Below are 10,626 nucleotides of genomic sequence, written 5' to 3'. Positions count from 1 at the left end.
GCTTGCACGGATCCTCGCGCTGACCGCCGCGATCTGGCACAACGACAAAACCGGCCAGCCGATCAAGCGATCCCTGCTCGCCTACGACCACTGAAAGTGACCAGACCCCTTGGACTCAATCATCTAGGGCGTTCCGTGCCGTTCCATCGTCGTTGCAGGAATTGCTGAAAGTTTCTACGACTTGTCGGGAATGAACTGCGCCTTCGCGGCCGCGACCGCGTCCACGAGCTCCTCGTCCGTGGCGAGCCCCGCCGCTTTGACGACGGATTCCCATACCGAGATGGAATGGCTCGAGAACTCCAAAACTTCCGGCGAGTTGGCCGCCACGACGGGGTCGTCGGTCTCCATCCCGGACAGATAGAGCCCGAGCCCCATGACCGCCCCATCCCACCCAGGCCCGACATACAGCGCCCCGGCCACGCTCCCCGCCAGCGCGAGCGGAACCGTGTGGTCGAGTTCGAGCACCGTGGCTTCGCCGTCTTCGGCCAGCCGTACCTCGACCAGGCTGGTCTCATGCCCGTACGTCACCCGGAGCAGCTTTGGCGGATCACAGTGCAGGATGTCGCCACCGGCCATGCCTTCGACCTGGAACCGCCCGCCTACCCGGAATTCGCCGCTGACCGGCAGGAACCACCGCCGCAGCCGGTCGGGATCGGTGAGCGCGTTCCACACGTTCTCGATGGCCGTGTCGTAGGTCCGCCGTACCAGAATGGAAACGCTCTCTCCGTCGGCCCCGGACCGGAGTTCCACCGCGCGGTGAGCGGCCGCGATCTGCTGCACGATGTCGATCATTCGCCGTCCTTTCTCTTCCGCTTCCCCCGGGCGAGCTCCGTGCCCAGCGCGTCCAGCCGCTGGCTCCAGAACCGCCTGAACTGGTCCAGCCACGCGTCGACTTCGCGAAGCGCTTCACCCTCGACCGAGTAGAGGCGCCGCGTCCCCTCGGCTCGTACGGACGCGAAACCGCTCTCCCGAAGGACCCGCAGATGCTGGGAGACGCCAGGCTGGGAGATCCCGAACTCGGCCTGGATGACCGTGGTGATGGCACCGGAGCTCTGCTCGCCCTGGGCCAGGAGCTCCAGGATGCGGCGGCGTACCGGGTCCCCGAGGATGTCGAACGCGTGCACAGATTCTTTATATCAATGCAAACTTATATATTCCAAATGAAACGTGCATCAGATGTCGGTACGGAACAGTGCCCAGACCGCTTTGCCCCCGGCGTCCAGAACGTCCCAGCCCCACGCCTGGCTGTAGGTCTCCACGATGTACAGGCCGCGCCCGTTTTCGGAGATGAAGTCCGGTTCCTTTGGAGTCGGCACCTCGTTGCTGGGATCGGAGACCGCCAGAAGGACATGAGGCGCAAGCCGTACCAACATCAGAGTTATCGGACAGTCAATCATTCGGTCGACCGGATACAGGGCGTAACGGACAGCGTTCGTTACCAGCTCCGAAACCACCAAAGTCGCGTCCTCGCTCAGTTCCGAAAGTCCCCAGTCGCTGAGTGTCGATCGGGTCACATCTCGGGCGGTCTTCACCGAATCGGCCTGCGGCCGGAGCGGGCACGTGGTGGCATGCGAGTCGGGAGCGCCTCGCATCAGCTGCTCAAAGCCAACATCGCGGGCGGATATGGGCTTCTCCAACATCCTGCCCGCACCTCCCGCTTCGCCAGTTTTGCGTACTAGTGCACCATTGGCCCAATATGCACTAAGCCATCATGGGTCAACCCGGTATGCCCATGCAAGACCCAAATGCACGTGCAACTGCCATGTGCAGTTGCCTCGATCGTTGCTTCAATGTGAAATGGACACGAGGTTCAGACCTTGTCTTCGTGCCCGGAAGTGGTGACACTGTGTGGGCTGGGGGTGTGGTTTCGTCCTCTCCAGCGCTCGAACCAAGTTGAGAGGGAGGCGCCGTGACACAGACCCAGCCGGGACAAGGCCCCACGGCCCTCCGCATCCTCCTGGGAACCCAGCTTCGCAAACTCCGCGAGACCAAGGGAATCTCTCGCCACGACGCCGGCCATCTGATCCGGGGCTCCGAATCCAAGATCAGCCGGATGGAGCTCGGCCGGGTCAGCTTCCGCGAGCGCGATGTCGCCGACCTGCTGACGCTCTACGGCGTGGCCGAGGACGACGCGCGCGGCGCCATCCTGGACCTGGTGGAGCGGGCCAACGAGCCCGGCTGGTGGCACCGCTTCAACGACCTGCTGCCCTCGTGGTTCCAGGCGTATGTCGGGCTTGAGGAGGCGGCGGAACGTATCCGCACCTACGAGGTGCAGTTCGTGCCGGGTCTGCTGCAGACCAAGGAATACGCGCGTGCCGTGATCACCGCGGGCGCGGTCGGCGCGGCGCCCGAGGAGATCGCCCGCCGGGTCGACCTGCGGCTGGAGCGCCAGCGAGTGCTGGAAGGCCCGCGCAAGCCGACCTTCTGGGCGGTCATCGACGAGGCCGCGCTGCGCCGCCCGATCGGCGGCACCGAGGTGATGCGCGGCCAGCTGCAGCACCTGATCGAGTTGATGAGCCAGTCGAATGTCACGATCCAAATCATGCCGTTCGACTTCGGCGGCCACGCGGCGGAGGGTGGCGCGTTCAGCATCCTGCGCTTCCCCGACGCGGAACTGCCCGACATCATCTACGTCGAACAGCTCGGCAGCGCCCTCTACCTCGACAAACGCGAAGAGGTCGACCGCTACAGCGAGGTCATGGAACGCCTCTGCGCGGTCAGCACCACACCGGCGGAGACGATCGAGATTCTCAGAAAGATCTCACACGAGCTTTGAGTCGTCGCTTGCTGGTGCCGCTCTGCCCTAGACTGCAGTGTGGCGCTGGACACCCGCCACAGTGGAGCATGCCCATTCGCCTTATGCGTGGGCGCGGCACGCGTGACGTGCCTCAGTGACTGTGCATCACAGTGACTGTGCGTTGAGTGCCCGCGATCACCAGATGCTTGATCAAGGAGACCACCCCGTGAAGACCGCTGTCGAGGAGCTCAGCCCGACCCGGGTGAAGCTCACCGTCGAGGTGCCGTTCGAAGAGCTGGAGCCGAGCCTGCAGGCGGCCTACAAGAAGGTCGCGCAGCAGGTGCGCGTCCCCGGATTCCGCCCCGGCAAGGTTCCGGCCCGGATCATCGAGCAGCGCTTCGGCCGCGCGGTGGTTCTTGAGGAGACCTTGAACGACGCGCTCCCCAAACTTTACGGCCAGGCCGTCGACGAGATCGACCTCTTTCCGGTGAGCACGCCGGACATCGAGGTCACCCGGATCGATGACGGCGCTCAGGTCGAGTTCACCGCCGAGGTGGACATCCGCCCCGCTTTCGATGTGCCGGACTACACCGGAGCCGAGATCGTGGTGGATCCGGCCGAGGTGTCGGATGCCGACATCGACGCCCAGCTGGAGGGCCTGCGCCAGCGTTTCGCCACGCTCACCGGCGTGGACCGCCCGGCCGGTCGCGGCGACTACGTCGTGATGGACCTGCGCGCCGAGATCGACGGCAAGAACCTGGAAGAGCAGCAGGCCGCCGACGTGTCCTACGAGGTGGGCGCCGGTTCGGTGCTGCAGGGCCTGGACGACGCGCTGGAGGGCCTCGGCGCCGGCGAGGAGAAGACCTTCTCGACCACCCTGGTCGGCGGTGAGAACGCCGGCGAGGAGGCCGACGTGATCATCAACGTCAAGTCGGTCAAGGAGAAGGTGCTGCCCGAGCTGGACGACGAGTTCGCCCAGCTGGCCAGCGAGTTCGACACGCTGGAGGAGCTGCGCGGCAGCATCCGCGAGCAGTCCCGCCGCAACAAGCTGATCGATCAGGTCGTGCAGGCCCGCGAGAAGGCGGTGGAGGCGCTGCTGGACAGCATCGACATCCCGCTGCCGGAGAGCGCGCTCAAGGCCGAGCTGGACGCCCGCAAGCACAACCTGGAGCACCAGATCCAGGAGAGCGGCCTCAGCAAGGAGGCCTACTTCCGCCTCTACCAGACGACCGAGGAGGAGCGTTTCGCCGAGTTCGCGGAGAACTCCGCGCTCGCCCTCAAGTCGGGCTTCGTGCTCGACAAGATCGTCAAGGCCGAGGACATCGGCGTCAGCGAGCAGGAGCTGACCAACTTCGTGGTCCGCCGCGCCCAGCAGCTCGGCGTCGCCCCGAACACGCTGGCCCAGCACCTGGCCGACAACGACCAGCTGACCCTGGCCATGATGGAGATCGTGCGGGAGAAGGCCAAGACGGTCGTCGGCGACGCCGCCAAGGTGACCGACACCGAGGGCAACGAGGTGGACCTCAAAGCCATCTACGCCGAACTCAACCCCGAGCAGGACGGCGCTCCCGAAACGGTCCCCGCCCCTTAACAAACGATTCCGCTGCGGCCCCTGGCATTCGCCGGGGGCCGTTTTGCGGGTGTGGGTACGGCTTTCGCGTCGGAAACCGTACAAACCCGGCGGTCACTCACATGCGCCGTCAGCGAACAGCCTCGCGTGCGGGCATGAGCTGTCTGCGGCGCGCGTTAAGGTCACAATCAAAGCCCATCGATAACGACGCATCGGAAGGTGACGCTGTGACCAGCCCGCCGACCTTCTTCCAGCCCACCAGCTTCGGGCCCGAGTCTCAGGCGCAGCCCAACGGCTCGTTCCGGCTTGAGGACCAGCTCTACCAGCGGCTCCTGCGCGAGCGCATCGTCGTGCTCGGCACTCAGGTCAATGACGAGGTCGCCAACCGCCTCTGCGCGGAGCTCCTGCTGCTCGCGGCGGACGACGCGGACCGCGACATCTGGCTCTACATCAACTCCCCCGGCGGTTCCATCACGGCCGGCATGGCGATTTACGACATGATGGAGTACGTGCCGAACAACGTGTGCACGGTGGCGATGGGCCTGGCCGCCTCGATGGGCCAGTTCCTGCTCTGCGCCGGCGCCCGCGGCAAACGATATGCGCTGCCCAACGCCCGCATCATGATGCACCAGCCCTCGGGCGGCATCGGCGGCACGGCGGCCGACATCGCCATCCAGGCCGAGCAGATGCTCTACGTCAAGAAGACGCTGGCCGAGCAGATCGCCTTCCACACCGGGCAGCCGGTCGACCAGATCGAGCGCGACTCCGACCGGGACCGCTGGTTCACGGCCGAGGAGGCCAAGGACTACGGCTTCATCGACCACGTCGTTCGCAGCGCACGGCAGGTGCCCTCCGAGGGCGCCGTCTCATGACTGGAGCTTCCAAAGTGAGTGAGCTGATCCGGCCGGGAGACATCAACGGCCGTTACATCATCCCGTCGTTCGTGGAACGCACGACGTACGGGGTGAAGGAGATGAATCCCTACAACAAGCTGTTCGAGGATCGCATCATCTTCCTCGGCGTGCAGATCGACGATGCCTCGGCCAACGACGTGATGGCCCAGCTGCTGACGCTGGAGTCGCTCGACCCCGACCGGGACATCAGCATCTACATCAACTCGCCCGGCGGGTCGTTCACCGCCATGACGGCGATCTACGACACCATGCAGTTCGTCCGGCCCGAGATCCAGACCGTCTGCCTCGGCCAGGCGGCCTCGGCGGCGGCCGTGCTGCTGGCCGGCGGCACCGCGGGCAAGCGGTTCGCGCTGCCGAACGCCCGGGTTCTGATCCACCAGCCCTCCACTGAGGGCGGCGGTCAGGGGTCGGATATCGAGATCCAGGCGCGCGAGATCCTCCGCATGCGGTCACTTCTCGAAGAAATCGTGGCAAAGCACACGGGCAAATCTTCGGACGAGATTCGCCGCGACATCGAGCGCGACAAGATCCTCAGCGCGGACGAGGCGAAGGCATACGGCCTGGTGGACGACATCATCCCGTCCCGCAAGCGTCGCGCCGCGGCCGTGGCTTCCTAGCGGCCGAGTCCGCGATCCGAAGGATCGAATGGACTAGTCTGACCGCACCGGAACGGTGCCCAATTGGGCACGTTCCGGTGCGACTCGCCGCTAGGGGGCTCACTGAGGGCCCGGAAGACGGTAACGTCGAAACCTGAGCGGGATGACGTTTTCGCACCGGAGTGACTGGCGCGGAATAGACGGACCGCGGCAGCAGGGCGGTCCCACGCAAAGGAGTATCTGGGGTGGCACGCATCGGCGACGGGGGAGACCTGCTCAAGTGCTCGTTCTGTGGCAAGAGCCAGAAGCAGGTCAAGAAGCTCATCGCCGGACCTGGCGTCTACATCTGCGATGAGTGCATCGACCTCTGCAACGAGATCATCGAGGAGGAGCTCTCCGAGTCCTCCGAACTGAAGTGGGACAATCTCCCCAAACCACGGGAGATCTACGAGTTCCTCGACGCCTACGTCATCGGTCAGGACAAGGCGAAGAAGGCCCTCTCGGTGGCGGTCTACAACCACTACAAGCGGGTGCAGTCCGGTGAGCGCGGGCGGGACGACGGCCTGGAGCTGTCGAAGTCCAACATCCTGCTGCTCGGCCCCACCGGCTCGGGCAAGACCCTGCTCGCCCAGACGCTGGCGAAGATGCTCAACGTGCCGTTCGCCATCGCCGACGCCACCGCGCTCACCGAAGCCGGATACGTCGGCGAAGACGTGGAGAACATCCTGCTGAAGCTGATCCAGGCCGCCGACTACGACGTCAAGAAGGCCGAGACCGGCATCATCTACATCGACGAGGTCGACAAGATCGCCCGCAAGAGCGAGAACCCGTCGATCACCCGCGACGTCTCCGGTGAGGGCGTGCAGCAGGCCCTGCTGAAGATACTGGAGGGGACCACCGCGAGCGTGCCCCCGCAGGGCGGCCGCAAGCACCCGCACCAGGAGTTCATCCAGATCGACACCACCAACGTGCTGTTCATCTGCGGTGGCGCCTTCGCCGGCCTGGAAAAGATCATCGAGTCCCGGGTGGGCCGGAAGGGGATCGGCTTCAACGCCATCATCCACTCCAAGGAGGAGGTCGACTCCTCCGACATCTTCGGCGACGTCATGCCCGAGGACCTGCTCAAGTTCGGCATGATCCCCGAATTCGTGGGCCGCCTTCCCGTGATCACGAGCGTGCACAACCTCGACCGGGAAGCGCTCATCCAGATCCTGACCGAGCCGCGCAACGCGCTGGTGAAGCAGTATCGGCGGCTGTTCGAGCTGGACAACGTCGAGCTGGAGTTCACCGACGACGCCCTGGAGGCCATCGCCGACCAGGCGATCCTGCGCGGCACCGGCGCCCGCGGCCTGCGCGCGATCCTGGAGGAGGTGCTCCTCTCGGTGATGTATGAGGTGCCCTCCCGGCAGGACGTGGCCCGCGTGGTGATCACCAGGGAAGCCGTCCTCGAGCATGTGAACCCCACCCTCATCCCGCGCGACCAGCTGAAGCAGCAGCGCACCCCTCGGGAGAAGTCGGCCTGATCCGCCTTAGTCGGGTATGGCCGCCGTTATTCGCGACGGCTGTACCCCTGGGTGCTCTTACAATTAGGCAGCGTGACAACGCCTGAGCTTCCAACCCAGTACGCACCTGCCGACGTCGAGACCCCCAGCTACGAGCGGTGGGTAGCGGCCGGATATTTCGGCGCGGATCCTGGCAGCGGGCGTGAGCCGTACAGCATCGTGCTGCCCCCGCCGAACGTGACCGGGTCGCTGCATGTCGGGCACGCCCTCGACCATTCGGTTCAGGACGCGCTGTCGCGCCGCGCCCGGATGCGGGGCTTCGAGACCCTCTGGCTGCCGGGTATGGACCATGCTGGCATCGCCACCCAGAACGTGGTGGAGCGCGAGCTCGCCAAGGAGGGCCTGTCCCGGCACGACCTCGGCCGGGAGGCGTTCGTCGAGCGCGTCTGGCAGTGGAAGGAGGAGTCCGGCGGGCGCATCCTCGGCCAGATGACCAAGCTCGGTGACGGCGTCGACTGGTCCCGCGAACGATTCACCATGGACGAGCGCCTCTCCCGCTCCGTCCAGACGATCTTCAAGCGGCTCTTCGACGACGGGCTCATCTATCGCGCCAACCGCATCATCAACTGGTGCCCGCGCTGCCTGACCGCCCTGTCCGACATCGAGGTCGAGCACAGCGACGACGACGGCGAGCTCGTCTCGATCCGCTACGGGGAGGGCGACACCGAGATCGTCGTCGCCACCACCCGGGCCGAGACGATGCTGGGCGACACCGCGGTCGCGGTCCACCCGTCGGACGAGCGTTACGCGCACCTGGTCGGGCGCGAGGTCGAGCTGCCGCTGACCGGGCGGATGATCCCGGTCGTCGCCGACGACCATGTGGACCCCGCGTTCGGGACCGGCGCGGTCAAGGTCACCCCCGCGCACGACCCGAACGACTTCGAGATCAGCCGCCGCCACGACCTGCCGGCCCTGCCGGTCATGGACGAGCGCGGCGTGATCACCGCGCCCGGCCCGTTCCAGGGCCTCGACCGGTTCGAGGCGCGCCCCGCCGTGGTCGCCGCCCTGCGCGCCGAAGGCCGCATCGTCGCCGAGAAGCGGCCGTATGTGCACGCGGTCGGCCACTGCTCGCGCTGCAAGACCGTCGTCGAGCCGCGCCTGTCGCTGCAGTGGTTCGTCAACGTCGCCCCGCTCGCCAAGGCCGCCGGCGACGCGGTCCGCGACGGCCGCACCCGCATCCACCCGCCGGAGCTGGCCAAACGCTACTTCGACTGGGTGGACGACATGCACGACTGGTGCATCTCCCGCCAGCTCTGGTGGGGCCACCGCATCCCGGTCTGGTATGGCCCGAACGACGAGGCCGTCTGCGTCGGCCCCGATGAGACACCCCCTGATGGCTTTGTCCAGGATCCGGATGTTCTGGACACCTGGTTCTCCTCCGGCCTCTGGCCGTTCTCGACCCTGGGCTGGCCCGAGGAGACCGCGGACCTCAAGCGTTTCTATCCGACGTCGGTCCTGGTCACCGGCTACGACATCCTGTTCTTCTGGGTCGCCAGAATGATGATGTTCGGGCTGTACGCGATGGACGGCCAGCCGCCCTTCCGCACCGTGGCCCTGCACGGCATGGTCCGCGACCAGTTCGGCAAGAAGATGTCGAAGTCGTTCGGCAATGTGGTCGACCCGCTGGACTGGATCGAGCGCTTCGGCGCCGACGCGACCCGCTTCACCCTGCTCCGCGGCGCCAACCCCGGCTCCGACGTCGCGATCAGCGAGGACTGGGCGGCCGGTTCCCGGAACTTCTGCAACAAGATCTGGAACGCCACCCGCTTCGCTCTCATGAACGGCGCCGTCTCCACCGGCCTGCCCGACGAGCGCACGCCCGCCGACCGCTGGATCCTGTCCCGCCTCCAGTCCGTCATCGAGCTGGTCGACACGGCCTTCGAGGACTTCGAGTTCGCCAAGATCTCCGACGCGCTCTACCACTTCGCGTGGGACGAGGTCTGCGACTGGTATCTGGAGCTGGCCAAGATCCAGATCGCTGCCGGCGGCCCGGTCGCCGACAACACCAAGCGTGTTCTCGGCCACGTGCTCGACGCCCTGCTCCGCCTGCTGCACCCGCTGGTCCCCTTCGTCACCGAGGAGCTCTGGCGGGCGCTCACCGGCAAGGAGTCCTTGGTCATCGCTCCCTGGCCCGCAGGTGACACTTCCCTGTCCGACAAGGCGGCCGAGGCCGAGATCGACTCCCTCCAGGACCTCGTCACCGAGGTCCGCCGGTTCCGCTCCGACCAGGGCCTCAAGCCCGGCCAGCGCGTCGCCGCCCACCTGTCCCTCTCCGGTACGGCTCTGGCGGCCCACGAGACCGCCATCCGCACCCTGCTGCGCCTGGACGCCCCGACCGACTCGTTCACGGCGACCGCGAAGCTGGCGGTCGGCGGTGTCACCGTGGAGATCGACACAGCCGGGGCGATCGACGTGGCGGCTGAGCGCAAACGCCTCGAAAAAGACCTCGCCGTGGCGCGCAAGGAGCAGGCTCAGGTGACCGGCAAGCTCGGCAACGCGCAGTTCATGGCAAAGGCCCCCGAGGATGTGGTGAGCAAGGTCCGGGCCCGCGCCGCCCAGGCCGAGGAGGACATCGCCCGCCTGGAAGCCCAGCTCGCGGCCCTGCCCGCCTGACGCGACCTGGCCAGACAGGCCCGGAGGGATCCCCTCCGGGCCTGCCGATCGTTGGGGAAGGCTGGACTCTGGGCGTCGATGTTTAGGGGATCGTGGCCAGGGAATGGATCTCGGGTTACCGAAGTTTGCTCGCAGCATCCCTGTAGGGGTGCTAATGTTCTTGTACGCGGTCGGTACGGCGCGCTGGGAACCCCAACAGGATCCCGGCGGCGGACTCTCCGCCCCCCTCCTCCCTCAGCCGGGATTCCGGACGCTTCGCCACGATCGGCGTCGCTTCAGGGTCGGCAGAGTAGAGGGGTGCTCTGGGAACAGAGCGACTGAAAGATTCGCAAGTTAGCTGAGATGACGGCAAATTTAATGATTTGACGTAGATCGGATAGCTTGCAAAGATAGAGACACCCCCGGATCTGCAAGACTTCGGTCTTGCTGGTGCAGGTGTACGTGTGCGTTTCTTGAGAACTCAACAGTGTGCTAAAAGCCAGTGCATGATGCACAACCCCGTCTATTTTGACGGATTCCTTTGGTTGAACATTATGTTTCAGCTGGAGATCTTCTTTTCAAGCATTTTTTGGAGAGTTTGATCCTGGCTCAGGACGAACGCTGGCGGCGTGCTTAACACATGCAAGTCGAGCGG

At 65.7% G+C, this 10,626-nt stretch carries 9 protein-coding genes and 1 rRNA gene; 7 read left to right on the top strand and 3 right to left on the bottom strand.

Translation table 11 applies throughout. The annotated features are described in order from the left end of the window. Window positions 1-174: 174 nt before the first annotated feature. Genes ABGB08_RS53645 through ABGB08_RS53635 form a run of 3 tightly spaced genes read right to left on the bottom strand, consistent with a single transcriptional unit; the run spans window position 175 to window position 1,640 of the window. Window positions 175-792, bottom strand: a complete 618-nt coding sequence (locus ABGB08_RS53645; protein ID WP_347608012.1) for an SRPBCC family protein — start codon at window positions 790-792, stop codon at window positions 175-177. Further along, the gene (locus ABGB08_RS53640; RefSeq protein WP_155361757.1) at window positions 789-1,124 is read right to left on the bottom strand and encodes a metalloregulator ArsR/SmtB family transcription factor; all 336 of its coding nucleotides are present in this window, start codon (window positions 1,122-1,124) and stop codon (window positions 789-791) included. The genes ABGB08_RS53645 and ABGB08_RS53640 overlap by 4 nt, the downstream gene beginning before the upstream one ends. A 48-nt stretch (window positions 1,125-1,172) precedes the next feature. Then, on the bottom strand, window positions 1,173-1,640 hold the full coding sequence (locus ABGB08_RS53635) for an ATP-binding protein (RefSeq protein ID WP_347608007.1): 468 nt from the start codon (window positions 1,638-1,640) through the stop codon (window positions 1,173-1,175). 269 nt (window positions 1,641-1,909) lie between these two features. On the opposite strand from ABGB08_RS53635, the gene ABGB08_RS53630 reads away from it, so the two are divergent. The 7 genes from ABGB08_RS53630 to ABGB08_RS53600 all read left to right on the top strand — a co-directional run. Beyond that, on the top strand, window positions 1,910-2,776 hold the full coding sequence (locus tag ABGB08_RS53630) for a helix-turn-helix transcriptional regulator (RefSeq protein ID WP_347608004.1): 867 nt from the start codon (window positions 1,910-1,912) through the stop codon (window positions 2,774-2,776). 187 nt (window positions 2,777-2,963) lie between these two features. Beyond that, on the top strand, window positions 2,964-4,328 hold the full coding sequence (gene tig / locus ABGB08_RS53625) for a trigger factor (protein WP_347608001.1): 1,365 nt from the start codon (window positions 2,964-2,966) through the stop codon (window positions 4,326-4,328). A gap of 206 nt (window positions 4,329-4,534) precedes the next feature. Beyond that, window positions 4,535-5,179 carry an ATP-dependent Clp protease proteolytic subunit gene (locus ABGB08_RS53620; protein ID WP_155351444.1) on the top strand — a complete coding sequence of 215 codons (645 nt, stop codon included), beginning with the start codon at window positions 4,535-4,537 and terminating at the stop codon, window positions 5,177-5,179. Beyond that, on the top strand, window positions 5,176-5,838 hold the full coding sequence (locus tag ABGB08_RS53615; protein ID WP_155351445.1) for an ATP-dependent Clp protease proteolytic subunit: 663 nt from the start codon (window positions 5,176-5,178) through the stop codon (window positions 5,836-5,838). The genes ABGB08_RS53620 and ABGB08_RS53615 overlap by 4 nt, the downstream gene beginning before the upstream one ends. Window positions 5,839-6,062: 224 nt before the next feature. Beyond that, window positions 6,063-7,340 (top strand): ATP-dependent Clp protease ATP-binding subunit ClpX, encoded by a 1,278-nt coding sequence (gene clpX / locus ABGB08_RS53610; RefSeq protein WP_155351446.1) that lies wholly within the window; start codon window positions 6,063-6,065, stop codon window positions 7,338-7,340. Between the two features lie 72 nt (window positions 7,341-7,412). Further along, window positions 7,413-9,992: a valine--tRNA ligase gene (locus ABGB08_RS53605; RefSeq protein ID WP_347607996.1), complete on the top strand. Its 2,580-nt coding sequence runs from the start codon at window positions 7,413-7,415 to the stop codon at window positions 9,990-9,992. 565 nt (window positions 9,993-10,557) lie between these two features. After that, a 16S ribosomal RNA gene (locus tag ABGB08_RS53600) occupies window positions 10,558-10,626 on the top strand; the annotation flags it as partial.

It is taken from the genome of Acrocarpospora sp. B8E8 (assembly GCF_039871605.1).
Taxonomy (GTDB): Bacteria; Actinomycetota; Actinomycetes; order Streptosporangiales; family Streptosporangiaceae; genus Acrocarpospora; species Acrocarpospora macrocephala.
Note: the sequence above shows the minus strand (reverse complement) of the source record. Positions and strands in the feature narration are given on the sequence as shown.

Coding starts and splice junctions, on each gene's coding strand:
- ABGB08_RS53635 (WP_347608007.1), bottom strand. CDS start 1,640: ATGTTGGAGAAGCCCATATCCGCCCGCGATGTTGGCTTTGAGCAGCTG.
- ABGB08_RS53615 (WP_155351445.1), top strand. CDS start 5,176: ATGACTGGAGCTTCCAAAGTGAGTGAGCTGATCCGGCCGGGAGACATC.
- ABGB08_RS53645 (WP_347608012.1), bottom strand. CDS start 792: ATGATCGACATCGTGCAGCAGATCGCGGCCGCTCACCGCGCGGTGGAA.